General features: G+C 40.9%; 28 protein-coding genes and 1 pseudogene. 11 read left to right on the top strand and 18 right to left on the bottom strand.

All coding sequences use genetic code 11. The features are described from left to right. Nucleotides 1–2: 2 nt before the first annotated feature. From ACH11B_RS09700 to ACH11B_RS09685, 4 genes are all read left to right on the top strand, one after another. Complete coding sequence (locus ACH11B_RS09700; RefSeq protein ID WP_377613624.1) at nucleotides 3–896, top strand: hypothetical protein; 894 nt, start codon at nucleotides 3–5, stop codon at nucleotides 894–896. Between the two features lie 122 nt (nucleotides 897–1,018). After that, nucleotides 1,019–1,597 (top strand): hypothetical protein, encoded by a 579-nt coding sequence (locus ACH11B_RS09695; RefSeq protein WP_377613625.1) that lies wholly within the window; start codon nucleotides 1,019–1,021, stop codon nucleotides 1,595–1,597. Between the two features lie 38 nt (nucleotides 1,598–1,635). Continuing rightward, nucleotides 1,636–1,920 (top strand): hypothetical protein, encoded by a 285-nt coding sequence (locus ACH11B_RS09690; protein WP_377613626.1) that lies wholly within the window; start codon nucleotides 1,636–1,638, stop codon nucleotides 1,918–1,920. A gap of 823 nt (nucleotides 1,921–2,743) precedes the next feature. Further along, nucleotides 2,744–3,091, top strand: a complete 348-nt coding sequence (locus ACH11B_RS09685; RefSeq protein ID WP_377613628.1) for a hypothetical protein — start codon at nucleotides 2,744–2,746, stop codon at nucleotides 3,089–3,091. Between the two features lie 2 nt (nucleotides 3,092–3,093). Here ACH11B_RS09685 and ACH11B_RS09680 read toward each other — a convergent pair whose 3' ends face one another. The 4 genes from ACH11B_RS09680 to ACH11B_RS09665 form a co-directional block, all read right to left on the bottom strand. Then, nucleotides 3,094–4,449, bottom strand: a complete 1,356-nt coding sequence (locus ACH11B_RS09680) for a RagB/SusD family nutrient uptake outer membrane protein (protein WP_377613629.1) — start codon at nucleotides 4,447–4,449, stop codon at nucleotides 3,094–3,096. A 21-nt stretch (nucleotides 4,450–4,470) separates the two neighbouring features. Continuing rightward, nucleotides 4,471–7,665 (bottom strand): SusC/RagA family TonB-linked outer membrane protein, encoded by a 3,195-nt coding sequence (locus ACH11B_RS09675; protein WP_377613630.1) that lies wholly within the window; start codon nucleotides 7,663–7,665, stop codon nucleotides 4,471–4,473. Nucleotides 7,666–7,682: 17 nt separating this feature from the next. After that, complete coding sequence (locus ACH11B_RS09670) at nucleotides 7,683–9,428, bottom strand: TlpA family protein disulfide reductase (RefSeq protein ID WP_377613631.1); 1,746 nt, start codon at nucleotides 9,426–9,428, stop codon at nucleotides 7,683–7,685. A 285-nt stretch (nucleotides 9,429–9,713) separates the two neighbouring features. Then, complete coding sequence (locus ACH11B_RS09665) at nucleotides 9,714–9,854, bottom strand: hypothetical protein (protein WP_165446969.1); 141 nt, start codon at nucleotides 9,852–9,854, stop codon at nucleotides 9,714–9,716. 367 nt (nucleotides 9,855–10,221) lie between these two features. Here ACH11B_RS09665 and ACH11B_RS09660 point away from each other — a divergent pair, with 367 nt between their 5' ends. Further along, a complete protein-coding gene (locus tag ACH11B_RS09660) occupies nucleotides 10,222–10,629 on the top strand; it encodes a hypothetical protein (protein WP_377613632.1) in 408 nt (135 codons plus the stop codon). Nucleotides 10,630–10,739: 110 nt separating this feature from the next. Here ACH11B_RS09660 and ACH11B_RS09655 read toward each other — a convergent pair whose 3' ends face one another. The 5 genes and pseudogenes from ACH11B_RS09655 to ACH11B_RS09635 form a co-directional block, all read right to left on the bottom strand. Then, nucleotides 10,740–11,558: a hypothetical protein gene (locus tag ACH11B_RS09655; RefSeq protein ID WP_377613633.1), complete on the bottom strand. Its 819-nt coding sequence runs from the start codon at nucleotides 11,556–11,558 to the stop codon at nucleotides 10,740–10,742. Between the two features lie 423 nt (nucleotides 11,559–11,981). Next, nucleotides 11,982–12,338 (bottom strand): hypothetical protein, encoded by a 357-nt coding sequence (locus ACH11B_RS09650; protein WP_377613634.1) that lies wholly within the window; start codon nucleotides 12,336–12,338, stop codon nucleotides 11,982–11,984. Nucleotides 12,339–12,606: 268 nt separating this feature from the next. Further along, nucleotides 12,607–13,176: a suppressor of fused domain protein gene (locus ACH11B_RS09645; RefSeq protein ID WP_377613635.1), complete on the bottom strand. Its 570-nt coding sequence runs from the start codon at nucleotides 13,174–13,176 to the stop codon at nucleotides 12,607–12,609. Next, nucleotides 13,166–13,399, bottom strand: a complete 234-nt coding sequence (locus ACH11B_RS09640) for a hypothetical protein (protein ID WP_377613636.1) — start codon at nucleotides 13,397–13,399, stop codon at nucleotides 13,166–13,168. The genes ACH11B_RS09645 and ACH11B_RS09640 overlap by 11 nt, the downstream gene beginning before the upstream one ends. A gap of 332 nt (nucleotides 13,400–13,731) precedes the next feature. Then, nucleotides 13,732–13,884, bottom strand: a pseudogene (locus ACH11B_RS09635) (RHS repeat domain-containing protein); the annotation flags it as partial. Nucleotides 13,885–14,176: 292 nt separating this feature from the next. Between ACH11B_RS09635 and ACH11B_RS09630 the strand changes: the two are divergent. Together ACH11B_RS09630 and ACH11B_RS09625 are read left to right on the top strand one after the other, a co-directional pair. Then, nucleotides 14,177–14,503 carry a type II toxin-antitoxin system RelE/ParE family toxin gene (locus tag ACH11B_RS09630; RefSeq protein WP_377613637.1) on the top strand — a complete coding sequence of 109 codons (327 nt, stop codon included), beginning with the start codon at nucleotides 14,177–14,179 and terminating at the stop codon, nucleotides 14,501–14,503. A gap of 27 nt (nucleotides 14,504–14,530) precedes the next feature. Continuing rightward, nucleotides 14,531–14,815, top strand: coding sequence for an addiction module antidote protein (locus tag ACH11B_RS09625; protein WP_377613638.1), 285 nt, complete (start codon nucleotides 14,531–14,533; stop codon nucleotides 14,813–14,815). Between the two features lie 719 nt (nucleotides 14,816–15,534). Here the strand turns inward: ACH11B_RS09625 and ACH11B_RS09620 are convergent. From ACH11B_RS09620 to ACH11B_RS09585, 8 genes are all read right to left on the bottom strand, one after another. After that, complete coding sequence (locus tag ACH11B_RS09620) at nucleotides 15,535–16,092, bottom strand: hypothetical protein (RefSeq protein WP_404274016.1); 558 nt, start codon at nucleotides 16,090–16,092, stop codon at nucleotides 15,535–15,537. After that, complete coding sequence (locus ACH11B_RS09615) at nucleotides 16,089–16,481, bottom strand: hypothetical protein (RefSeq protein ID WP_377613640.1); 393 nt, start codon at nucleotides 16,479–16,481, stop codon at nucleotides 16,089–16,091. The genes ACH11B_RS09620 and ACH11B_RS09615 overlap by 4 nt, the downstream gene beginning before the upstream one ends. A 40-nt stretch (nucleotides 16,482–16,521) precedes the next feature. Then, the gene (locus ACH11B_RS09610; protein ID WP_377613641.1) at nucleotides 16,522–16,671 is read right to left on the bottom strand and encodes a hypothetical protein; all 150 of its coding nucleotides are present in this window, start codon (nucleotides 16,669–16,671) and stop codon (nucleotides 16,522–16,524) included. Between the two features lie 21 nt (nucleotides 16,672–16,692). Then, entirely contained in the window at nucleotides 16,693–16,809 is a 117-nt protein-coding gene (locus ACH11B_RS09605) for a type II toxin-antitoxin system YoeB family toxin (RefSeq protein WP_404274032.1), read from the bottom strand. 78 nt (nucleotides 16,810–16,887) lie between these two features. Beyond that, complete coding sequence (locus ACH11B_RS09600; RefSeq protein ID WP_377613642.1) at nucleotides 16,888–17,865, bottom strand: hypothetical protein; 978 nt, start codon at nucleotides 17,863–17,865, stop codon at nucleotides 16,888–16,890. A 278-nt stretch (nucleotides 17,866–18,143) separates the two neighbouring features. Further along, the gene (locus ACH11B_RS09595; protein ID WP_377613643.1) at nucleotides 18,144–19,181 is read right to left on the bottom strand and encodes an alpha/beta hydrolase; all 1,038 of its coding nucleotides are present in this window, start codon (nucleotides 19,179–19,181) and stop codon (nucleotides 18,144–18,146) included. Nucleotides 19,182–19,275: 94 nt separating this feature from the next. Then, a complete protein-coding gene (locus ACH11B_RS09590) occupies nucleotides 19,276–19,689 on the bottom strand; it encodes an OsmC family peroxiredoxin (RefSeq protein WP_013665129.1) in 414 nt (137 codons plus the stop codon). Between the two features lie 79 nt (nucleotides 19,690–19,768). Continuing rightward, the gene (locus ACH11B_RS09585) at nucleotides 19,769–20,353 is read right to left on the bottom strand and encodes a TetR/AcrR family transcriptional regulator (RefSeq protein WP_041387222.1); all 585 of its coding nucleotides are present in this window, start codon (nucleotides 20,351–20,353) and stop codon (nucleotides 19,769–19,771) included. Nucleotides 20,354–20,647: 294 nt separating this feature from the next. Here ACH11B_RS09585 and ACH11B_RS09580 point away from each other — a divergent pair, with 294 nt between their 5' ends. Then, the gene (locus ACH11B_RS09580) at nucleotides 20,648–20,848 is read left to right on the top strand and encodes a hypothetical protein (protein ID WP_404274015.1); all 201 of its coding nucleotides are present in this window, start codon (nucleotides 20,648–20,650) and stop codon (nucleotides 20,846–20,848) included. Continuing rightward, nucleotides 20,835–21,227 (top strand): type II toxin-antitoxin system VapC family toxin, encoded by a 393-nt coding sequence (locus ACH11B_RS09575; RefSeq protein WP_013665126.1) that lies wholly within the window; start codon nucleotides 20,835–20,837, stop codon nucleotides 21,225–21,227. The genes ACH11B_RS09580 and ACH11B_RS09575 overlap by 14 nt, the downstream gene beginning before the upstream one ends. A 169-nt stretch (nucleotides 21,228–21,396) precedes the next feature. Here ACH11B_RS09575 and ACH11B_RS09570 read toward each other — a convergent pair whose 3' ends face one another. Further along, nucleotides 21,397–22,281 (bottom strand): DUF4886 domain-containing protein, encoded by an 885-nt coding sequence (locus ACH11B_RS09570; RefSeq protein ID WP_377613646.1) that lies wholly within the window; start codon nucleotides 22,279–22,281, stop codon nucleotides 21,397–21,399. A 464-nt stretch (nucleotides 22,282–22,745) separates the two neighbouring features. Between ACH11B_RS09570 and ACH11B_RS09565 the strand changes: the two genes are divergently transcribed. Beyond that, nucleotides 22,746–22,973: a hypothetical protein gene (locus tag ACH11B_RS09565; protein ID WP_377613647.1), complete on the top strand. Its 228-nt coding sequence runs from the start codon at nucleotides 22,746–22,748 to the stop codon at nucleotides 22,971–22,973. A 21-nt stretch (nucleotides 22,974–22,994) separates the two neighbouring features. Further along, complete coding sequence (locus tag ACH11B_RS09560; protein ID WP_377613648.1) at nucleotides 22,995–23,294, top strand: type II toxin-antitoxin system RelE/ParE family toxin; 300 nt, start codon at nucleotides 22,995–22,997, stop codon at nucleotides 23,292–23,294. Nucleotides 23,295–23,417: the final 123 nt, after the last annotated feature.

Raw genomic sequence — 23,417 nt, 5'->3', positions numbered from 1 at the left:
ATATGATTTTTTCGTCTTTCAAAAAGCTGCCTTTACGGCAGCTCGACTTTCAATTTCCTTTACGCGTAGGTACGGCCGGTTTAGCCGGTTTAGCTTACTATACTTTGGGAGATGATTTCAAGCTGTTTTACACGTTTGATGGGCTGGTTGATTATACCCTGCTCGACATCAAAAAAGACACGCTGTTACCGGGCATCCAAGCGATTGAAAAAGCCATTGATAGCAAGCACTTTTATCAAGGATTAAGCTTTACTTATTATAGCTTGGCAGGCCTGTTAGCGATCGGCTTTGCTACGCCATTGGTTGCATGCATTTTGTTATTATTACATGCCTGTATATTTACGGCTGTTCCATTGTTCAGCTATGGTTTCGACTATTTTTGCCAGATCGGCCTTTTTTACTGCCTTCTTTTCCCTACTTATCGTAGTTATAGCGTAGATAAATACCTATGGAAATTAATACCGGCAAGCACTCCTACACTTTACCGCTGCCAGCGTATCTTACAGATACACCTATCCATCGTTTATTTTTTCAACGGACTCAACAAAGCGTTCGGCAGCAGTTGGTGGAATGGCCAGGCACTTTGGAAGGCACTTCACCTCCCCTACTTTAACAGCGCCCAATGGGATGTCGGCTTTTTACCTCATTGGCTTTTAAGCGCGGGCGGAATTTTGGTGCTTCTCTTGGAGATTGCCTATCCGCTCAATCTTTTGCTTCGTCGTTTACAGGAGCCATTTATTGGTAGCATTATCATATTACACCTGCTGATCAGTATTTTCTTAGGCCTGAGCCTTTTTTCGCTAGCTATGATTTTGCTCAATTACTGCGCCTGGTTCCATCAAACGAGAAAACATATAAACCCCAATTATCAATTACCCAAGGTTTGCAGGGAGTGAGCCCTCAACAGACCCTATCTAAAAAAGAAAGGAGGAACGCCATGTTTTACATGAGCGGATTTACATAAATAAGACACCTAACCTAATGTTAGCCTAGTTATTTAACCTTTACAAATAAACACATGCAAAGATTATTCGACTTTTGGGAGCGTTACATGCGTATCCCGGATGATGCCCGTCTGTTTTTAGAACGTCATGGAATTATAAAACAATTTACGAAAGGCGCTATCTTCAGCCAGCCCGATGATGCACGCCAATACTGGTGTTTTGTGCTCGAAGGACTGGTGGCAGGTAACCACTATCGTGCTGATGGGCAGCGTATCGTACGTTGGCTATTAGTCCCCTATTCATATTTCACGGGTACCGAGCATCTCTATACCAAACGGTCTGGGAATGTACATATCGAGTTCTTAAAATCCACTGCACTCTTTATGTTGCGCAATGAGATTGCCGTGGAAGGGCAACGGCGCTTTTGGTCTATATCTGAGCTATTTCATATTCTCAAACAGCACCAGATTAATCGCTTGCGTAAATATGCACTTATTTTCCAGCAACCCAGTCACTATCAAAAATATAAATTATTGGTGGAAGAATTACCTGAAATCGTGGCCCAGACCACCAACGAACAACGATGGCATTATCTACAAATAAGCAAAGGTTCTTATTATAAAGTCAAAAAAAGATACCTAAGACAAGGTTAAAAAAATAAAATTTAGTACCTTTAACCAATTCTAATACGATGAGAACTAACACATTAGAAGTATTTGCAATACTAAAGCGCTTATCAGGCATGGACGAAGCAAGTGCGGAAAAAGTCGTTAAATACATGGAGGATGCCAATGAAGCAGAAATAGTACGTGCCGTAGAACGAAGAATCGAACATTTAGCTACAAAGGAAGATTTGGCAAATCTGAGAGCAGAAATGAAGAGTGACTTTTCTTCCACGATCAAATGGATGTTTATCTTCTGGGTAACCCAATTGGCAGCTATGTTCGGTTTTCTCTTCTACTTCTTGCATAAATAACCTAAGCCCTGAATTGGGGAGGAGATACCTTTATCTATTCTGTGAGAATTTCATTACTGATCACCCATTCAAAACACTCTTCCTAAAGATCTTTAGGGTTATAAGGTATACGGTGTAAGGTTTAAGGACGCGCGGGGCCTTGCCACTACGCGTCACTGCGAGGAGTTTACGACGTGGCAGCCTCCCCCACGTCACCGCCTTAACCATATTCCTGTCAGCATTTCTACCGCAACGAGCAAATTTATACGCGAATTCCCAGCACCTTTTTATGCAATTTTTAGCAGCAAAAAACTACCAAAAGCACCTTCAATACTTCTTAAACCAGGTTTTCCTGTAACTCGCGAGTTACAGGAAGTTTTTTCATTTATTTTTTGTACACAGCCAATCCGGCTGACAGGCTTTACTCCCTACATCACCTTGATCCCGTTGCAGAGTGGGATGAAGAATCTTCGAGCGCTTGGCATGAACGCCTTCATCATTAAATAATTCACTCATCAACACTAACCGCTTTCGCATACTAGCATTTACATTTTAAAGCCTCTCTCCCATCCCTTTATAGAAAAGGGATTTGATGATCGCATAAAAAACGTAAACGATGCATTTCGTCCACCAGCTGTGAACTATTTTTCTCCTCAACACCTAATAACTTAGCCTTGTACAAAAACCAAATATTATGAAATCATTTTCCCATTATTATCCACGCAGATTTGCGGTATTTCCGGGTAGGCCGGTGTACCCCTTATTCCCAGTAGATTTTCTCAACATGAGAGAACGTACAAGAAGTTATAATAAAAATTAAAAACTAAAAAACAAGGAGGATAACATGTATACTCAATTAAAAAAAGGTTTAAGCTTTGCTTTTGCACTGGCGATGGCAATCATGGTATCGGGCAACGCTTATGCTACCGAAAAGACAGAGAAAGAAAATAAAAAAGAGAAGGTCCGGGCGACTACCACTTATTTTTACAACGGACCTTCCTCTTCGTTGAACGACCATGTGGCCAATCCGTCCAATTGGAACCAAAATCAGCAGCCGGGCCTTTCTTGCGACAATCCAACTCAAATACCTTGTAGCTTGGAGGTTCCGGAAGACATGACGCTGAATGAATACCTGGAAGAGCTTGGTTCTCCGCAGGCCATTATTGACGAATCGGCAAAAGGACGCAACTAGGATTAGCGTTCATTTTGCGGAATCCCTCCCAGCCTTATCACGTCTTCCGGAATGAGAATGGTAAAACGGGGATCTCCAACGGGCAGCGTATATCGTTGCCCGTTCACTTCTCTTTCCAACGTGATCTTTCCACCCAAGTGATTGATGCGTTTCACATCAAACCATCTCAGTCCTCTGAATAGCAGTTCCTTTCTACGCTCCTTCAAAATCAGGTCCAATGTTTCCTGAGCATCAACTGTTTGATAGGGTTTGAAAAATCCGCGTTGCCATCGTTTTTCCAATAATTGATTCAGAACAGACAGGGCCTCTCCTACTTCTCCAAGGCGTATCAAAGCTTCCGCCTTGATCAACATCACCTCATCCACAGCAATTCCCGAAAAGTACGCGCCCCGACCTCCCCCATAACTGCCCTTGAAGCGGTAGGAACCGTCTTCATTTACTCGGAAAAAGGCCTGTTTGCGTAGATCTCTATTATCATACAGCTTAATGAGGTTACTATCAACCTTAGCCACCGCTTCATTTAATGAGTAATAAGTGAACAGGAATTTGAATAACAGCACTTCCTCATTATCTTCGGAATTAAAGGGATAATCTGCCTGTACATCAATCTCATTGAAATCCAGTAAAGAGACTCCCTGCAGGGCTTTATCGGCATAAATAAGTGCATTTTCGAAATCCCCCATAAAAAGATAGGTCCGTGCCAACAATCCGAGCGCGGCCGATCTGCCCGGCCATCTTCTGTTCGGTTGCCTTACAGGCAAGTTTACTTCGGCCTCCTTCAGATCTTCCAATATCTGCCTATACGTTTCTTTCAGATTCGCCCGCTCACTTTTAACATTGAAATCCGAGGACAGACGAAGCGGTAAGCCCAATTTCTCGTCGGCGGTATTTTCATCATAAATCGACGCCCATATACCGGCCATCTCCAATAAGTTAACTGCCCGGTGAAAATGCGCCTGCCCTTTCACATTCTTTAACTCTTCATTTAAGGCTTGTTCGGCAACCCCTTCCAGCACCACATTGCAATGGTAGATACTTTTATAACATTTGCGCCAACCATCCTCAATATAACATAATTCGGTAAAAGACCCATCTTTCCACCGGTACAGATCCCATTCCGTTTCGCATCCCAAACTTTCATAGTCGTCATCGGCCAGATAAAAATCAGCGGACGCAATCTCTCCCTCAGATGGAGAAATATCAATTTGCGAACTTTCATTCAATAAGGCCTGAAAATGTTCGGCATTTACCGGTACTGCCAGCTTTTTATCGGGCTTTTCCTCCAAAAATTTTTTGCAACCGGCTAGCAGGCCAATCAGCAGTATAAAAAAGATAAGTCTATTTGTACAGTTTTTCATGTTGATCTTTTTTTTGTTATATCATAGTTGAGCACGTATTCCCAGGGCGTATGCACGCGGCGGTACCAGGGTATTACCACCGCTCGGAAACTCCGGATCAATACCTTTTTTGTTTGCACGCCAAAGAATACCCAAATTGTCCGCATTTAAGAATGCTGTGAAACTCTTCACGCCAATTTTCCGAAGAAAGCCGGTATTCAGTTTATACGACAGGTTCACATACTGAAGTCGTATATGATCCGCCCGTTCCACCAGAGGTTCGGTGTAGCGATAAAAGTTATCCCTGCTCGAACTTGTGGGATAAACCATCGACGGAATATCTGTATATAATTCGTCGCCCGGTTGTTGCCATCTTAACGCAAAATCACTGTGTTGCTCGCCCTGTGAATAAAGATAGTAGTAGTTTATACTGCTGCGCCTAAAGTAATGGCCCATTTTATATACAATGCGGGCTGATAAGCTCAGGCTCTTAAAAGTAATCGTATTACCAAGTGACCCAAACCATACGGGCAGCACCGGGCCATTATATACCAGATCGTCCAATTGCGTACCGTTTCCATAAAGCTGGGTGTAATTGCTGCTAACCTGATCATTAAGATAGCCCCTGGGATCTCCGGTTTCAGGGTCAAGCCCCGCCCACCTGAATGAAAACACCGAATACACCGGCTTTCCGATAACACCGGCAATTGAACGCTCCGTAACGAAGTCCCTTCCCCGAGTTGAGCTAAGGTAATAGTCAACTACTTCGTCTCTGTTAAAACTTAAGTTCAACTGACTCTGCCATGAGACTGCGCGACCCTTTATGTTAACCGAATTCAATTGGATATCCATACCATGCCCTTTCATTTCCGCTACATTCTTTGTGATATTGCTGCCAACTCCTGCCGTGGGGTCCATTACCTCCAGTCCGAAAAGATTCTTCCCGCGTTTCAGATAATATTCTATGCTGCCGCTCAGCCGGTTATCCCGAAAGGTAAAATCTATTCCCATATTTGTAGTTTGCACCGTTTCCCAGCGCAGGTCAGGGTTTGCGTAGTTATCAAATCTTGCATAGGGAAACCTCGTATTCCGGTTGATACCAACATACCAAATGGTGCTAACGGCACTCATGGCCGGATCGATATTGCCGCTATACCCATGCGTTAACCGGAGACGCAGATAAGGCAGCATGCTACTTTTATAGAAAGATTCCGCACCAATATCCCAGCTGCCACCTATCGACCAGAGCATGTTCCATTTGTTGTTTGTATTTAAGCCGAATAGATTAGTGGCATCACGTCTCATGCTTGCCGAAAGGGTATATTTCCTTCTGAAAGTATAAGCCCCATTTCCGTATACCGACACAAAACGCAAAATCCGATCATCCAACTGCTGGTTGTTCGGAATAAAAGAGAGACTTCCACTAACAAAATTCGGATATTGCCGTGTATAGTCTACCTGGCCGAAAGTGAGATTGTCGTCTTTCAATCCATAGATACGATATTGATTCATTGCGGTATGCGACTGCCTTATCTCACCACCGATAATTGCGTTGATCTCATGATCTGACCAAGCGGTATTGACATTAAACTGGGCTCTGCCGCTATGAGAAGCCAACGAAGATGACGCAATATCCGCAATACTGCCTTTGGGCACGATATAGTTCACAGCTCCCGAAACCGCGTCAATCTGACTGTAGGAATTGATGAGGTCACGCGCAAAATAGCTTTCTTCGCCCCGCTTGTTGGTCCGTTCTATCAGTTGCTTTTCATATTGATACCTGCCATCAAATGAAAACCATTCCGAGATGCGATAATTGAAACCGGTGTTGAGCAGAACATCCGTTCCATCGGTACTGTTCCGCATATAACGGTAATCCTGCAAGGGATAATAATTCCAATCCAGCAGTTTGCCATCTTCGGCCAATGCATCCAAGTAAGGCTTTCGCTTCTGATAGATCGGCAGTGCATTTCCCGCTGCATCTGCAAACTCGGCATAGGGGTAAAGATTGTAAGTAGCCATTCCGATACTTCCGTAAGCAGGTTTCCCCGAGCGATCAGCAGTACGTGTAAGATAAATATCGGAGCTGACAGTAAGTTTCGGTAGTGGCCGCCAAGTGTTCTCGAAACGAATATTCACCCGTCGGTTCAGTTCGTTTAGGTTGGAATTATTGCCATCATAACCCAATCCCATACCCCAGCTATGTTTGTCTGTACCCCCACGCATGCGTAGGGAATACTGCTGATTGAGCCCGCTACTATAAAAGTATTTATTATACTGATCCCTCACATCCAATGCGGACAAACGCATACGCTCCGTTAAATAATTCGCCGAGTCGATCAGTCCCGCATTCAGCTGGATTAGTTTCTCAACAATCGGACTGAGTGGCAGCTTTCCGATACTGTTGATTCTTGAGTTATAATAGCCTTTGTTGAACAGGAGCTCTTCGACCCCGATATAGTCGGCTGTTTCCATTTGAGGGAGATAGGAGAGATCAGGTTTCGTTATGAGCTGAGCACTCGCCACCACATCTATTGTGAGCGATTGATTAAATCTGCCCTTTTTTGTGGTGATCACAATCACACCGTTTCCGGCGCGGACGCCCCAAATAGACGCTGCGGCGGCATCTTTTAATACAGTGATATTTTCAACGTCGTTCGGGTTGATATTGGTAATATCGCCTTCGTAAGGAAAATTATCCACAACAATCAGCGGTTGCTTAGGTCCTCTGATACTGCTCAGTCCCCGGATCATCAGCCTTCCGGAAGAATTGGTACTATTATCAGCGATCAGACCGTTGGCAACGGCCGGTAGGCGGCTCAGGACGTCAGTACTTACCTGCTCGCTGAATGTTTCATTGTCTATAAAGGTAAAAGAACCCGTCGCACGTTCTTTTGCAATCCTTTGATAACCCGACGATATGGTTACCTCTTCGAGCTGTTGTTCGTCAGGCTCTAAAGCTATAAGTAGTTTATCAACCGTCCGGCCATTAAGGTTTTCCCTTTTTGTAATAAAACCGATGTGCTGGATAAATATCAGTGAATCTTTCACGTCTATGAGTGCTTTAAATTCGCCCCGTGCGTTCGTATTGGCAATGGTTGTTCCATCGGACAGTTTTATATTTGCCGCGCTGATCGGTTGATTGTCTCGAGAGGAAATTACATGTCCGGCAATTCTTGACTGCGCATGACAGGTAAAGCTGATTAAGGCACACCATAAGATAATACATAATTTCATTTTGTTCAAGTTGAAGGTTATAGGTCAGATTTTCTAATAACAAATACGTCTGTCTCAATCTCTTCTTTCGTTAACGTCAGGTTATAGCATTTAAGTTGTGCTATTAGTCGTTCAACATTACCAGGTTCCAGCTGTAAGGTGAGGTCAACAGGGCCTTTTATGCCTGTTGCGTCTACCAGCAGATCATCCGACCGGCCAAAAACAAAGCTGTTGATTCCGGCTACCAGGTATTTTATGGGATAACCTTTTAAACGGACAGCATCTCCCGGTTTACTTTTAAAGAATGTATTCATTTTAAGGGAGTCGGTACCTGATAAAAAGCCAGGTTCTTCAGCTGTGTGGCGGAGCACATAACAGTTACGTTTTCGCTTTTCGATCATTCCCTTCCAGCCACTGTACCGGTTTACTTCATTTAGCATGTTTTTATATACCCTGTTCATGTCAGCTACCGTGTCGGCCGATAGTGAAATTGTATAAACCATCCCCAATCCCGTCGTGTCCCGGGCAGCTATATATCTATCTTTCGATGAATATAAGATTCCCTTTCCGGCAAACAGCTTGCGGGCCAGATAATCGTAAATGCCAAGTAGCGGTATGTTACATAGCGCCAGACCAACGGCCGCCCCGTTGTTATTCCTATGTATCTTAGGGCCGACCGGCAAGCCCAGATAAGTTTCTTCAATAAAGATGCTATGGTGTCTGACCTTATTGGAAACCAACAGATCGCCTTTTAAGAACAGAGGTTTAGCGGCATCGATATCCCGTTTCATTTTTAGTCCAACGGTTTGGTTGTCAATTATCCCCGATACATTTATAGCGTTAACCGCATCAGGTCTGGTAGTAGCCCTGACAACGCCCTTCTGATCAATCCACACACAATGCGGAATAAGCTTATGGTAAAAGTACTTCTTCAGCATATTATCATCAGTTATGGAGCCTATATTCAGGTCTTTTAGCAATTTGTTGTTTTCCAAAAATTGCCGGGCCTTGTCAGATGGTTCATACGTTACCGATAGCACTTTGAGCTCTGTTTCAAATTTCGCCTGTAGTTGATGTAAATCGGGCATTGCAGCTACACAGGCCGTACACCACGTAGCCCAAAAGTCCAGTATAATCAGCTTACCTCTGTAATCATTGAGCGTTACGGTAGTGCTTCCCGCCCGCCCTGCTTTTACCGTTTGTAAGGGCATGTGCCATAACGCTTCGGGAATGGTGTCTCCTATTTGTAGCGGTTTAATAGAATCTGTGGATAAAGCCACGCCGTGGGCAGCCTCCGGGGAGGAGGACTGCCGGGCGTGAGCCAAACAAACACAGAACAAGATTTTTAGGGTTATAAGGTATACGGTGTAAGGTTTAAGGCCGCGCAGTGGCCTCCCGATTCTTATAGGTTCGTAGGCACCATTTTGCGACGAAAAAAGGTATCTGTACCTAAATTTCCAGCACTTTTTTATGCAAATTTTAGCGGTAAAAAAGCACCAAAAAATGCCTTTGACCCTTCTTAAGCCCCATTTTCCTGTAACTCGCGAGTTACAGGTATTTTTTTCAGTACTTTTTTGTATACGCAATGGTCGTAGCGAAAAACTGTTCGTTGAGAAAAAAACAGTATTTATCACTAATCGCTCACACTCCTGCCTACGGCAGGCAGGCATCATTAGCGAACGCTTGCGCGCCGTACCTACTATTTTATATGTTCGAGAGAGGGCTTGAACTGATAGTTTCCCAACAGCACACACCCCTCCCATTAAGCGTAAAAATGCTTTCATTTTGGTCGATTTAATTCGATTTAGGTGTTAAAATCTTAAATAAACCGACCCACATGTCTTTAAGAAGACGCAAAAATTTGCTGGTTTAGGACGAAGCCTGTATCTTTATGACTAATTGCGATAACCAAAAGAACCGGCCTATCTTAAAAACCTAAGCAAAGCTTGGTTTACTTATAACATAGGGTCGGCAACAGACTGGAATATGGCCCTTTTATGCCTGCTTCGGGTTGAGCGTCTTTTGCTCTTCCTCTATGCTATCCGCAGTCTGTTTATCTTTTGGCTACCTTATTCGGGTGAAGTGATAATGTTCTTTAAGTGGTTTTGTAAGGATTTGGGACGTGGCCGTAAGGTGCCATTATTAATGCCTGGCATCACAAATAATTTGCGGCTTAAATAGTTGGTTGGTTTGGTTTGTATCGTTCTCATAACACTTAGAGTTTATATGAACGATGTCAGCTCCGAAGCTTTGAAAATATGACTATTGGTTTAACAACCAATAGGACGAACTCCAAAGCTCTGGTAGTGGTACCGCTAAGAACCCCACGACCGAAATCATGGTTCCACAGAGTCTAACATGGAGAACGCCCTATTGGATAATATCTACAAAGATATAAAATTCCAATAAAGGCGACTCCACGATCAACTCACATGGAAATTTTAGCGGTTTTCTACTGTGAGTAACATCGTTGTAAAGAAGCTTATAAACACTTCTCTCCTATTGTCGCTATAATCTAATTACAAAACAAATATATAAAAAGTTTGAGTCATACACAAACTTTAAAAGAAGATTTTTATGGCAAAGAAGAAGACTCCAAATAAGAAAAGTAGTAACAGAATCAAACAGGTAGCAAAAGATGTGGGGGCTTCATCCCGACTTATATCGTTATGGGTAGACGTAGACTATACAACTGTTAGTAGCTGGAACTCAAACAATTTTCAACCAACTGATGATAATTTGAATCAAATTGGCGAATTGCTGGAAAAGGATAATAGGGATCTTCTAGAGCCCCAAGGACGGATAAATACAGGGTTAGCAAAAGCACTAGAGGACGAGCTAAACAGACTCCATAAAATTGAGGGCTTACCTTACGAAGTTGAGCATTTTGACGAAAAGAAAGGCAAAGTTGTTATGGTTAATAACCCGACGCTAATTGCAGCTTTAAAGAAATTTGCCAAGGAGTATAAAAATAAGCAAAAGTAATTTTTTCAATACGATATAGCCCGAGCGAGAAAAATGAAAATTTGATAAAGAAGTTGCAGGCTAAAAAGAAAAGCCATTCAAGGAATGCCTTTATATATACTAGGGAATCCTTATTTCTTCTTCTTTTTAGCCAGGTCAGCGCGAACTTTTTGGACGAAGTCTAATTCAACAACCGCCAATTGTGCTATTTTAACATCGTCAAAAGTTGTTTGATTTATTAAGTTTTCGATGAATTCGTAACTTTTCTTTGCTTCACCTCTCCGAAACAACGGATCTCGCTCTTCTTTAAAAAATTTTGTTATCGTTTCCATAGCTTCAATGAATTGATTCTCTAATTTACGCAATTGCACCAACACTCGCAATTGATTAAAATATCTGCTTCCAGACAGATCTCCATCGGAAACCGATTTTATTTCCTTTAGAATTGTTAAGACAGCCTCTAATGGACTATCATTTACAAAGTTAGCTAATATTGCCAATATTTTCTCCTCGGGTTTATCAGACTTAAGAAATATTTTATAGTCTACCGAGGAAAACGCTACGAGGTTATACTGGAATTGGTGATCTTCCGTTGCAAAAGCGGTTGCCATCGTCACTTTGGCCGAACCGATAAAAACAACATATTGCTTTACGGGCAGCCGATACCTCCGCTGCAACATTACACTATACTCAGCCATCCGGAACACCATATCGGCCTCATTCTTTGTCTGATACTCCACGTGCAACACATAAATCTTATCCGACGCATCTTTTACCTTTTTGAGTAGATCCGGCTTGCGTTCTTTTGTGTGCTGCAAATCATCAGGCAGTTCTTCACTTTCTACTATATCGAGTTTTAGGAGATGTTTAACGATACTCGGCAACACTGCCTCCATGTTCTCACGGAAGATCTTGTCATACTGATTCGCTTGCTGTTTACTTTGACTCATTTCGATTCAGGTTATCGCAAATATAAAAAAATCTAATATTTTTAGCAAAACGATGGTTGGTTTTTTATCTTTTAAATATTTCAACTTACCCTACTATAAGAAATTTATAACCCAACTATTCACAGGAAAAAGTTTATAAAGTAACCGCCATTGCAATAGTCGAAGCCTATTGGTCAGTAAGCAAACGGATTATTGAAGAAGAACAGCATGGAACCCACTGTTTTATTTCACCTTTCTAGCTATCTCTCCAAATTCAGCAGACACTGCCTGCTAAATATACATAATCTCATTATCAGTTACTTATGAGAGTAAGGAACAAAAATGCTCGCAACTATTATCTTAAAGAAGCAGCAGAAACATGCGCAATAAAAAGGCCCCGGCAGTTTGCCGAGGCGTTTTCTCTATATTTTTTAGGCTTAAGCTTTATTCAGCGTTATACAGATCATGCAAATAGTCCTCATTTGGGTCATTCAATATAGATTCACCGTCAACGTCTTTGTAGCTTAAAGTAAATTCTCCACTTTTATCTCCACCTGCTATAGCCCTAACGCCATCTATCACGCATAAAAAGCCAAAAACACCATGATCTATCGACAGCCTTACGATATCGACAACCATATTCTTGTCTGCAGCATCCAATCCGTTATACCATTCTGACAACTTTTTATATAGGTCTTTCGGTTTTCTTCCCGGAGGACTCTCCAAAGCAGAAACAACTCCTTTAACAGACGATTCCGTTACAGCAATCTTTAACGCATCAACAAATTGTTCTTGAGTCATAATAATTGTTATTTTGTAAATACGCTAGGATACGTTACCTTATTTAGATTTATCAAATCAAGTATGCTTTGAACAGGAGCATTCGCATTGTTACGTAAATCGTATACATCTTTTGCAAGCTAATCCCTTGCTGTACCCGTGAACGAACCCCTTCGTGGAGCCGCCTCTGGGAAGAGCTATCCTTGTAAACATCAACACTAGTGCTAAAATCAAGAAAATCCATACGCGATAATAAAAAAACTGACTAATGAACAGTCGGGACAAGCTCTTAAACGACGCTCTTTCTAAGCGGATCCAGATAGTTAAAATTATTTCCTTCAAAGCTCTCTTCCAATCGTTCTATTCCATATCTTTTCTTGAAGTCAACCTCATTTTCTGTAACTGGAATAAGCCAATAAAATTTAACAGGCTTGAATTCTTTTGAGTTTAGAGTTTCAAGGTCAGGTCCATCTAGATAGGGCAACGAAATAAGTCCATAGCAGCAATTAGATCCATTTTTCCAAGGCCTTCCGAAATTTACAGTATGCCAGAGACCCAGTTGCTTTCCAAAATTATGATAATGAGCTATCGCCGTCAATAATTCTACTAAAGATTCATCCTTAGTAGAAGAAAACAGATGCATTTCAATCTGGGTTTCATTTTTGCGATTTGACATGCAGCAAGTTGCGTAGGTCCACATCTTTCGTGATTTGGTAGGAGCAAATTCCAATATACAAAAGTCTTCTCCCAAATCAGACGCCGGCCCTTTTGCCCAAGTTTGCATGCTAAAGCCATCTCCCCACACCGATGCATAATGTTGTATTATTTGTTTTTTATAATCAGATATACTATAATCCATGTTTTTTCTTTTGTTCTCGAGAATATCTCGAGGCATCCGCTCCCTGTTTGTTAGACTCCGCTCTCGGCTGTAGCTTCATCCTTGTCCTATCATTAGCACTAGCTTTCCTTTCGTCAGGTGTCATTTGATAGCCAGGTTTTTCACCTGTTTTCGAATCACTCTCATAATATCTCTTCACTAGTTCCGGTTCATGGTCCACTACTTCATCAGGACTAGCTTCCATCTCCTTTCGATCTGCTTTTGTTGGGTATTGCCATAATGCTTCCTTCGGTTATAGGGTTCTGCTGGTTTATCTACAACTTCCTTTTGCCCCTCACTATTATTCTCTCTAATTTTAGCGGACTCGCTTTTGGCAATTGGCTTATTGAAAACACTATTCACCCTCGTGTTATCCTGAACCGATGTAACATCGGAAACACCACCTCTTCCCGGATAGGTATCTATCGCATGCTTAATCGTTGCTCCTGCGACTATACCCGTTGTCACAACGGCCACTGTCTCAACGGTAAAGTAGCCTGCAATGGCTTCTATTACAGGAACAAGAAAACCCCAAGCTGGCTTTGGAGCCATCCCATCCGGGTCGATAAACCGTATTGGATTATCAAAAGCATAGCTATAAGGGGAAAATCTCCTCATCTGCTCCGCCAACGGATCCACGCTTCCCCATCTACCGATCACCGGGTCATAGAACCTAGCCCCGTAATCGTACGTCCTTTTGCACGTTTTTACGTTTCCGACAAAGTTTCTTACCGCTGGTTCAGGCTGCTATCAAAGAACGCTTCTTCTCCCCAAAGATAATATTTTCAGCGGGTTATGATAGCGGTATTTTATGGTTGGCAACGCCACTTGTCAAAGCAAAGCGACCTCTCGGATTCGGCATGGAATTGGTCACCAAACTATTGGGCGTTTGCCAATATGTGTAAAAAAAATAGTCCTTCAATAAAATCGTGGAATTCTATTTTTTTAATTAATTTTGTATCCAAATGAATACATGCAATAGATGTACTTTATTGAAAAGACGATAGAATTTGACAAATGGTTTAGAAAATTGAAAGATTTGAGAGCAAAGGCTAAAATATTGTTCCGAATCCAAAAATTAGAAACCGAAGAACACTTCGGAGATTGCAAACCCGTGGGTGATGGGATTAGTGAATTGAGAATTAACTATGCAAAAGGGTATAGAATCTATTTTAAAGAAGCTGACGGGAAAATCATTTTGTTATTAACCGGAGGAGATAAATCCTCTCAGCAAAAGGATATTCAAAAAGCGAAAGAATTAGCGAAGCAAATCACGAATACCATTAAAAAACTAAAAAGCGGCGAGTAATTTCGAATAAACTAAAAAGATAAAAAAATGGAAACATCAAAATTTGATATAGCAGATTATTTAGACAGTAATGAGATGATTGCTGAATACCTTAATACAGTTTTGGAAGATGGTAATGATTCTGAAATAATAGCTGCAATTGGACATATAGCAAAAGCGATAGGCATGACTAAAATCGCAGAAGAAACTGGACTAAGCAGACCAAGTTTATATAAAGCATTATCCGATGGCGCGAAACCTCAATTTGGAACAATCATGAAGGTATTAAAGGCTGTTGGTGGACAGATACAGATTAATCCAATAACTGCTTAAAAAGGTTGTGCTACAGCGTAATCCTGGATTACTGGAATTTACTACTATATCAACTCAAATTGTAGGACAACAAACATTTTATGAAACGTTTACTTTTAATGCCTTTATTCCATCTTTATTTTATGTCTAATACGCTTTACGTTCAAGATTCTCCGGAAGATATAGCGTTGAAGTTTTTTGATATATATGAAAAAGAAGATTCGGATAAATATCCACGGCATATCTTCTTCAATTATGTATTCCGTTGTTTTACCAGCACTAAATGTTGAACCTCCAATTATAGAATATGTACAATAAATACCAAAGCCCGATCTTGCGATCAAGCTTTGGCACTTAGATTATTCATAGTATCGAAGTTAACTCAAATCGATATCACTTTCCCTGCCAAAACCAGACTGTAAGATTTACGATTAAACTCAGACAAGCAACATATATCAAGACTTGAGTTGGTAAAAAAAAAACAGCCAGGAAAAGTAACACCAATGACAATCCAACATCTATATATAAAGATCTATCCGAAACAGATATTTTCCTTTTAATCAGCAGATAAACATCTGTCAACAAACCAGATAGAGCAAATATTCCTAAAACAAACAGAACTACTTTCCAAAAAACCCCGAAACCATAAAAATAGATCAACACAAAACAACCCAGTAAATAAAAAACAGTATTGGGAATATTACTCCTTTTAAAGACCTTACCTAAGATATCTATAGATCTCATCCATTTAGATTAATGCGACGCCATATTACTCCTTCTTTTGTAACAAATTTTATCAGTCCGTATTTTAAATGCCAATACAGATGTTCCTCCGTATTGACATTATCCTTTGTATGTAATATTCTAAACCGATAAATACCATTAGCAAGCTTATATTTATCCAGAGATTCAATATTAAAATTTTTAAAACGCTGCATCATAATAATGTTATTATAAGCTATGAATAGAGAAACGGAATCTGGATTTTTTTTTATTAATGAAACAAATTTTCTTCCGTCAAGTTCGCCATTTGGTAAAGTTCCATTGGCCTCTTCTATTTCGCCATATAAAATTCTATACTTTCCGCTATGGGTCAAAGGATTCCATTCGGTATAGCCGATATCCTTCCTTAAAATATAGGAAGTATCTCTTTCTCCTTTATTCGATTCAAATATTAAGGTATCCCCTTCTTTATAAACCGCTAGAAAAGATTTTTCAAAACCGCTAAAGTATACATTCCGTTGACACGAAACGAACAATCCTGCTATCAGTAATGCTGACATTAACTTTTTCATCATTCAATCACATTAACTTGAATTCCTTGGTTTTTCCAATAATCGATTATGTTATTCAGCCACGACCCAACTTCATGCCCACCCAATTTGCTATCATTACTTTCCCTTTGTATTCCCCATTCCGCTCCGTTGATTTTTTGGTAACTTGAATTACCAAACCATTTTGCAGATTTACCTATTGAAGAAACCATATCACTTTTGGTTGAAAACTGCCTGCCATTTATTCCTTTTGGATGATTGAAACTTCCTGGTTGATGAGGAGAGATATAATCTACGAATTCAAGCCCCTCGTTGGCGAACGAACCCTTTCGTGTGCCTATTGCATAACCTACTATGCTACAGAAGTGTAGCTTGATAATAGAAAACCGCTCGTTAATAAGAAGCGGCCTCACTATGTCATAAATGTAAGAATCGTTAAATTCTTTTTCTCAGTTAGATCGGCACGGACTTTCTGAACGACGTCAATCGATACCTCAACAATATCCAGTTTAAGAGATGTTTGACAATCCCCGCTAAAACCGCTTCCATGTTCTCACGGAAAATCTTATCATACCGATTCGCTTGCTGTTTATCTTGACTCATTTAGATTCAGACTCAGGGTTATCACAACCAGATTAGTATCTTCTTTTCTTCGATAACATATACGAGGCGGTGCCTGTCCGTTATTTTTCTTGACCATTCATTTGTTTTGTCCTGACCTAATGGCTTGGGGTGGCCTATAGCTCTATTCTTTTTTGCGTACCAAAACAGTACACAAATATACGCTTTTTCCTACAAGACAACGACCGTGGACAATACTTAATTTAGCGAGGAAGATATGATATACTTTTTAAGCAATTCATAGGTCTGTCGCGATATAGCTACTCGATCCTGCCCTATTGGTCCCGCCCAATCGTCCTCCACTTCAAATTGATCAGCGGGAAATAAGACGTCAATTTGTTCCGAGGCAGGCATAAAAAATATGTCTGATTGCGCCATTACCGTATACAACCCACCTTCACGTACAACTGACCTAAACGCTGATAAACCAATCTCAAATAGGCCACCTCGCACGCGTAACAGGTAAAAACGTTTTGATAGCGGTTTATTTTTATCTTTCCAAAAGTCTTTTGAAATCAACGATCCTCTGTCTTTTTTTTCGAATTTATAGCCGAAATAGGAATCCAACATTGTTTGCAACTGATTTCCCTCTACAAGATAATAATCACCTTTTACATCATAAACTATTGTGACATTCTCATTAAAATCGTGGACTTTAGCCAAAATAATGGAAGGAATGTTTAACAGTTTTGCTTTGCCTTTGTCATCTGTTGTCAAAAAAGCGAATGCGGAACTGTGCCGATTGAGTATGTAGCTGTAATAATAATATATGATAAGCACCCACGCCGCGCCACTGAACATGGGTAAAGGGTCTACGAATAACAATTTTGTAGGAATAGCCAGAAGGGAATATATAAAGAAAGCGGAGGAGAGCAAAAAACCCGCAATTAATAAAGGATAGATGGACTTCAATTGTGTAACGGTGCTTTGTGGCAACTTAGTAATCATTTCATCTATGTGCTGGATAAAATAGCTGTTTGTACACTCCGTTAAGACGAGATAGGCCAAATAGCAGGATAGCACAACCAGTATATTTTCCCGATCGGGGTACGCATCCATGATAACACTAAAATAAAAACTAAAAAAAAACACCGTAGCGCCTGCCAACCTTAGCCAAAAGCCAGGAAGTTTGCTTTTAATGGATTGATAGATTTCGTTACGTATAGAATTAATCATAATTATGGAGGTTTGGTATACTCTAAAATAGGGATTTCTTACTAAACAAACAAATAAGTAACATCAACCCTGCTTTTGTAAATCTTGTTGATAACAAGAAGGCGAATAATTTTCTATATTTCTATCGGTAAATTGGAAGAATATACAAAACAATGATAAACTGCTAACAATGTTAAAGATATTTTATAATTAACAAACAAATAAACCTACTTAATGCTTCATAATCTTACAAAAAACGAAGTGACTCCATTTTTGAGTACACTTCGTTCACGAGAACTTTATTTAAGCGATTCTTTCAACACCGCTGCCGCTTGTAGCAACGCACTCTGTACAGCCGGCACGTGAGCAATGGGATTGAGCAAGCCGTAATCATGGATCATTCCTTGTACGCGAGTCAAGGTAACGGGTACGCCTGCTTCGCTCATCTTGCGGGCATAGGCTTCTCCTTCGTCCCTTAATATGTCATTTTCCGCAGTTTGTACCAAAGCAGGAGGCAAACCTTTTAACTCTTCCAGACTGGCCTGAATGGGTGCTGCATATTTTTCCGCTCTTTCTTTAGGATCTGTCGTATAATTGTCCCACATCCATTTCATTAGCGAGGTCGTCAGAAATCGATCTTTACCAAATTTTTTATACGTAGAGCGACTAAAATCAGCATCGGTTACCGGCCACAGCAATACCTGCTGCCGGATCTTCGGTCCTTGCTTGTCTTTGGCCATCAAGGAAACCACGGCAGCCATGTTACCGCCAACACTGTTACCAACCACTGCTAGTCGAGTAGCGTCTACATTGATTTCATCACCATGCGCTGCCACCCATTTAGTTGCGGCATAAGCTTGATTAATCGCCACCGGGTAATGCGCCTCCGGTGAAGGGGTATAGTCCGGAAAAACGGCCACTGCTCCGCTTTTCACAACCAAATCGCGCACTAAACGACGGTGTGTAGGATAATCGCCCAAAACCCATCCACCTCCATGGAAAAACATAAATACCGGTAGTTTGCCGGACGCTCCTTCGGGTCTAACTACATGAATCTTCACATCATAACCATCCTGACTAATTATTCTTTCCGATTCTTCAATGCCCGAATAATCTACATCCACAGATTTTTGAGCACCCACTAAAATCAGTCTCGCATCCGCCGGTGAATGTGCTTCTACGGGCTTTCCTCCGCTGTTATTCAAGGCCTTTAAAAAAGTACGGATCTGCGGATCGATCCGTAGATCCTGATCTGCAAGGGGAGATTGTGCTTTTGCTTCATTGAAAGAGACTATAGCTGCCACAGTCAATACGATCATTGTTTTTAATGTTTTCATTTGTCTATTTTTTTAAATTAATTGTTTACTATTCAGTACAAAATAAAGCTTTAAAAAAGCCTCCTTATTATCTACAGGAGGCTTTTCCCTAATTTTAAGCTATCAGCGTTGCATTCAGTTTAATTTCGAAACTAAAAGCTCCACTTACCGGGCAGGTCTGTTCTGCGTTTTTGGCTATTTTTTGGAATTCTTCCTCTGTGATTCCCGGTACTTTTGCCTGCAGGTTTAGTTCCGACAGCGTAATCTTGCCATTGTCAAGTGTAATGGTAGAAGTAGTTTCCAGTTCGTCCACGGTATAACCTGCTTGGGTAAGATCCAGGTCGAGCTTCATGGTAAAACATCCGGCATGTGCTGCTGCTAACAATTCTTCCGGATTGGTACCTACGCCCTCGGCGAACCGGCTATTGAACGAGTACTGTGTTTTGTTTAAGGTGGTGCTTTGGGTAGTTAAATGACCTGCTCCTGATTTGATGTCGCCGTTCCATACGGCTGTTGCTTTGCGTTTCATTTTTGTTTGATTTTTGAGGTGAATATTAATTTTAATCTAGTTGTTTTGTACTATTTAGTACAGTTTTAATTAAATTTTTTTATTGAATCGGTTCCAAATTCATTTTCATCAATGCGAGCCGTTTTTCCGGATCAGTGACCATGCGTTTGGTAACATTAAAGCCATTCCATAAATTGATCAGGTAAGTTGCAAGCAAGGCCGGCTCATAGCTGCTTTTTAATAATCCCAGTTCTTTTCCTCTCACCATAGCTTCCTGAAAAATAGATTCTAACAAACCAAGGCTTTCAGCCGCAACTGTTTTCAATCCGGCATCGCTCTCACTGATCTGCACCAGGGCGTTACCAAAATAACAGCCGCGTTCTCCAACCGGCGACTCGGCACCCGCCAACGAGAAGAAAAACTCCCTGATCAATTGAACGGGATTTTCACAGCTCATCACCGCCTTACGGAAATCCCGGAAATATTGATCGGCTACGCGCTTCATCGATTTTTCAAAGAGTTCCTGTTTCCCTCCTTTAAAGGCGAAGTAAAAACTCCCCTTTCCAATACCCATCGCTTTCAGCAAATCGTCGGCCGAAGCGTTCTCATAGCCCTTTTCCCAAAAGACCCCAATCGCCTTATCCAGCACCGCTTCTTCATCGTATATTTTTGGTCTTCCTGCCATCTTATTTTCCTTTTGACTCTGCAAATATAAATACTTTACCAATTAGTACAAAATTATTTTTATTTTTTTTATCGTTATGCTGTCTTAATTCTTCGTTTCATCATACGTGTAAGTAGCTTGGTTTAGACAAGGGTACCCTTTTGTAATATTATATAACTTTATATCATGTCCTTTCTGCTACGTTCTTCAATTTAAGATGGTTTTTGTATTTTTGTAATTAAGCTACAAATAAATGGTGGCAGAAGGAGGTTATTTATGCTATCCGAGGCTAGGAAGTTACATGTTATTAAAGAAGTGCTTAAAATAAAAAACGAGGCTACGCTATCGGCGCTCGAGGACTTTCTGAAGAAGAACAAAGTAAAAGCAAAAAAACAAAATCGAACTGAATCTGCATTTAGTGAGTTTTCCGGCATATGGACCAAAGAAGAGGCTGAGGAAATTGAAAAGGCTATAGAGGAGTCTTGTGAAACTATAAATCCCGATGACTGGAAATAATTTATTACTAGATACAAATATAGTCATTGAACTGTTCAAAGGAAATCCGATAGTTATTAAGAAACTAAGCGACAGGGAAAAAGTCGATATTCCGCACGTGGTTTTGGCAGAGTTACTCCTAGGAGCCTACAGATCATCCAATCCGAAGAAACATTTATCCCAAATTAGAAGCTTCCTAAGTAAATGTAATGTTATACGCGGTGATATTGATACCGCAGATGCTTACGCTGTTATTAAGGCGGCGCTCCTGAAAAAAGGAAAACCTATTCCCGAAAATGATATCTGGATAGCTAGTATTGCCAAACAACACAACCTTACACTAATAACCAAAGACAAACATTTTAAAGAGATCCAAGATGTACAGATTGAAAGCTGGTAAATAACGTTAGAAAAAGAGATTAATATAGCTACACCTTCATCGCCTTTTCTATAATACGTCACTCTCAAATGGAACCAGCTTATACTCTACCCCCTAAAAGGGTTGCAGTAGGATGGCAGTAACGCAGACCCTTACTTAAAACTTACAACATATAACTTAAAACTTATCCCTACTTAGCAATTTCCTGTCCAAGTGCCTTAACTTTCAGTTTCGTGACCTTAAATGGCCTTTTTACCGCTGCATGTGCCGCTTGCTTAGCCACTTCTGCTTCTTCCTGTGTCACTTTTTCAGGACGATAACGATCAGTTGGGGCTTCTTCGTCAAAGAATGACTCAAACCAGGTACAAGCAGCAATAAATCGACCTATGTGCAGATTCAAATGATAACCGTCCCTAGTGAGATCTTCGCCCAAGAACGTTGTCCGGGCATTTTGAATGGCCGTTCCGGACGGTACCAGCAGATCAAAACCGAACTTCTTCTTGGCTTCTGCGGACGCTTTCATAATTGCCCGATACATCACTTCCTGATTTTTCCCATAGTTAGCAAAGCCCGCATGCGTCGAATGAGGAGCATAAGCCCAGGTTTGATGCCATATATATTTTACGTTAGGCCCATTCACACTATCTAAGAAGTGCTTGATAGCCGTAAGTGGTTTTACATAGCTGTCAAATTTGCCCGATAAAGGACTCGCCTGTTGGAGAGAGACATAGTCCCAAGGTTCGCTTTGCAAGGCCATAAGGATGCTTGTTTTCTCGTGGGTTGATTTAAGGCCGTCAGCATCGATCTTTCTGTAGCGATAGGCGTTTTTGTTCTCCTGTATATTTTTCCAATGGAGTGATAGCGGTGCACCGCCGATATATAAGTTTCCGATTATAATCTTTTTCCCGGCGGCATCAGCCAATTCATGCAGGTACTGCTCTACCGCATCTTCAGAAAAACTGTTACCAATAGCTAATATCCGTAAGGTATCGCCAACAACTGTTTGCCCATACACCGCAGATAATGGGGCTAATCCTATCAATAAGACCGTTAATATGTGTTTTATCTTGCGCATAATGGTAAAGGTAAAAATTATTTGTTAGGTTTTAGTTGTTGGTTATTGGTTGTTGGTTATTGGTTATTGGTTGTTAGTTATTGGTTGTTGGTTGTTGGTTATTAGTTATTGGTTATTTAAACCTTGTACCTTAAAGCTTACTGCTTATAGTTTACGGCCTTGAGGAGTTGTGAGTAGGCAACAGGGAGTAGTTAATAGTGGAAATGCCAGACGCCCTACTAACAGGTTCACTATTTAGGGAGTAGTTAGTAGGTAACAGGGAGTAGTTAATAGGGTTTACTTTTTTTAGGACATGACATAGTGAAAATGCCAGGCTCCCTACTAACAGGTTCCCTTGTTCACTAAGAGTGGCCGGTTGTGGGCGATAAAATCTAAATCACCCTAATCTAAATACTGAAAAATGTCTCCATTTTTTTATTGTAATTGCACTTTAAGCCGTATCTTTGTTAGCATACACAAAAGTGATGACGACACTGACCGTAAATATAGATGACCAAGGAGCAGAGCGGAAAGTAAGAGCGCTACTGGATAAATTGGGACTGAATTATTCCATCAATACGGATAACAGCACTTACAGTTGGTGGGAGGATGAGCTTTTGGTAAAAGAATTGGACAAGCGCTCGAAAGACTTGAAGTCAGGCAAGGATAAAGGTGTTTCTTTTGCCGAGGTAAAACAACGTTTGCTGAAATAAGGAACGAGGATTACCTAAACCATGCCTAACACAGTTATTATATCCTCAGTTGCCGAAAAAGAGTTGCAAGATTCTTTTGATTGGTATGAAGAACAACAAGAGGGATTAGGTGAACGATTCCTTGATCAAGTTGAGGCAGCAATAACAACCGTAGATAACAATCCCGAACTATTTCCTATAAAAATCCGATCCTATCGTCAATATGTTGTTTCTACCTTCCCCTTTGTCATTGTGTATGAATATCTCCCAAAAGAGCAGCTTGTATACATCCTTCATATATTTCATACCAGCCAAAATCCAGCAAAAAAGATGCAGCCTTAAGGAATGCCTTCCATAACTATTATCAACAAGGGTTAAACAAGGAAAAAAGGTAACCTTTGACGTGTCGGGTGATAGCGTTATGCCAAGTTCCCTTGTTCACTAGTGTTGTGAATAGGTAACAGG

The sequence above is a fragment of the Olivibacter sp. EAT-5 genome (genome assembly GCF_044784325.1).
Classification (GTDB): Bacteria; Bacteroidota; Bacteroidia; order Sphingobacteriales; family Sphingobacteriaceae; genus Olivibacter; species Olivibacter oleidegradans.
This window is presented reverse-complemented; position numbering and strand designations above follow the sequence as displayed.

Bases quoted from the DNA above. Each gene is read 5' to 3' on its own strand.
- ACH11B_RS09700 (WP_377613624.1), top strand. From the start codon at position 3: ATGATTTTTTCGTCTTTCAAAAAGCTGCCTTTACGGCAGCTCGACTTT.
- ACH11B_RS09695 (WP_377613625.1), top strand. From the start codon at position 1,019: ATGCAAAGATTATTCGACTTTTGGGAGCGTTACATGCGTATCCCGGAT.
- ACH11B_RS09690 (WP_377613626.1), top strand. From the start codon at position 1,636: ATGAGAACTAACACATTAGAAGTATTTGCAATACTAAAGCGCTTATCA.
- ACH11B_RS09685 (WP_377613628.1), top strand. From the start codon at position 2,744: ATGTATACTCAATTAAAAAAAGGTTTAAGCTTTGCTTTTGCACTGGCG.
- ACH11B_RS09680 (WP_377613629.1), bottom strand. From the start codon at position 4,449: ATGAAAAACTGTACAAATAGACTTATCTTTTTTATACTGCTGATTGGC.
- ACH11B_RS09675 (WP_377613630.1), bottom strand. From the start codon at position 7,665: ATGAAATTATGTATTATCTTATGGTGTGCCTTAATCAGCTTTACCTGT.
- ACH11B_RS09670 (WP_377613631.1), bottom strand. From the start codon at position 9,428: ATGAAAGCATTTTTACGCTTAATGGGAGGGGTGTGTGCTGTTGGGAAA.
- ACH11B_RS09665 (WP_165446969.1), bottom strand. From the start codon at position 9,854: ATGAGAACGATACAAACCAAACCAACCAACTATTTAAGCCGCAAATTA.
- ACH11B_RS09660 (WP_377613632.1), top strand. From the start codon at position 10,222: ATGGCAAAGAAGAAGACTCCAAATAAGAAAAGTAGTAACAGAATCAAA.
- ACH11B_RS09655 (WP_377613633.1), bottom strand. From the start codon at position 11,558: ATGAGTCAAAGTAAACAGCAAGCGAATCAGTATGACAAGATCTTCCGT.
- ACH11B_RS09650 (WP_377613634.1), bottom strand. From the start codon at position 12,338: ATGACTCAAGAACAATTTGTTGATGCGTTAAAGATTGCTGTAACGGAA.
- ACH11B_RS09645 (WP_377613635.1), bottom strand. From the start codon at position 13,176: ATGGATTATAGTATATCTGATTATAAAAAACAAATAATACAACATTAT.
- ACH11B_RS09640 (WP_377613636.1), bottom strand. From the start codon at position 13,399: ATGGAAGCTAGTCCTGATGAAGTAGTGGACCATGAACCGGAACTAGTG.
- ACH11B_RS09630 (WP_377613637.1), top strand. From the start codon at position 14,177: ATGTACTTTATTGAAAAGACGATAGAATTTGACAAATGGTTTAGAAAA.
- ACH11B_RS09625 (WP_377613638.1), top strand. From the start codon at position 14,531: ATGGAAACATCAAAATTTGATATAGCAGATTATTTAGACAGTAATGAG.
- ACH11B_RS09620 (WP_404274016.1), bottom strand. From the start codon at position 16,092: ATGATGAAAAAGTTAATGTCAGCATTACTGATAGCAGGATTGTTCGTT.
- ACH11B_RS09610 (WP_377613641.1), bottom strand. From the start codon at position 16,671: ATGAGTCAAGATAAACAGCAAGCGAATCGGTATGATAAGATTTTCCGT.
- ACH11B_RS09600 (WP_377613642.1), bottom strand. From the start codon at position 17,865: ATGATTAATTCTATACGTAACGAAATCTATCAATCCATTAAAAGCAAA.
- ACH11B_RS09595 (WP_377613643.1), bottom strand. From the start codon at position 19,181: ATGAAAACATTAAAAACAATGATCGTATTGACTGTGGCAGCTATAGTC.
- ACH11B_RS09590 (WP_013665129.1), bottom strand. From the start codon at position 19,689: ATGAAACGCAAAGCAACAGCCGTATGGAACGGCGACATCAAATCAGGA.
- ACH11B_RS09585 (WP_041387222.1), bottom strand. From the start codon at position 20,353: ATGGCAGGAAGACCAAAAATATACGATGAAGAAGCGGTGCTGGATAAG.
- ACH11B_RS09575 (WP_013665126.1), top strand. From the start codon at position 20,835: ATGACTGGAAATAATTTATTACTAGATACAAATATAGTCATTGAACTG.
- ACH11B_RS09570 (WP_377613646.1), bottom strand. From the start codon at position 22,281: ATGCGCAAGATAAAACACATATTAACGGTCTTATTGATAGGATTAGCC.
- ACH11B_RS09565 (WP_377613647.1), top strand. From the start codon at position 22,746: ATGACGACACTGACCGTAAATATAGATGACCAAGGAGCAGAGCGGAAA.
- ACH11B_RS09560 (WP_377613648.1), top strand. From the start codon at position 22,995: ATGCCTAACACAGTTATTATATCCTCAGTTGCCGAAAAAGAGTTGCAA.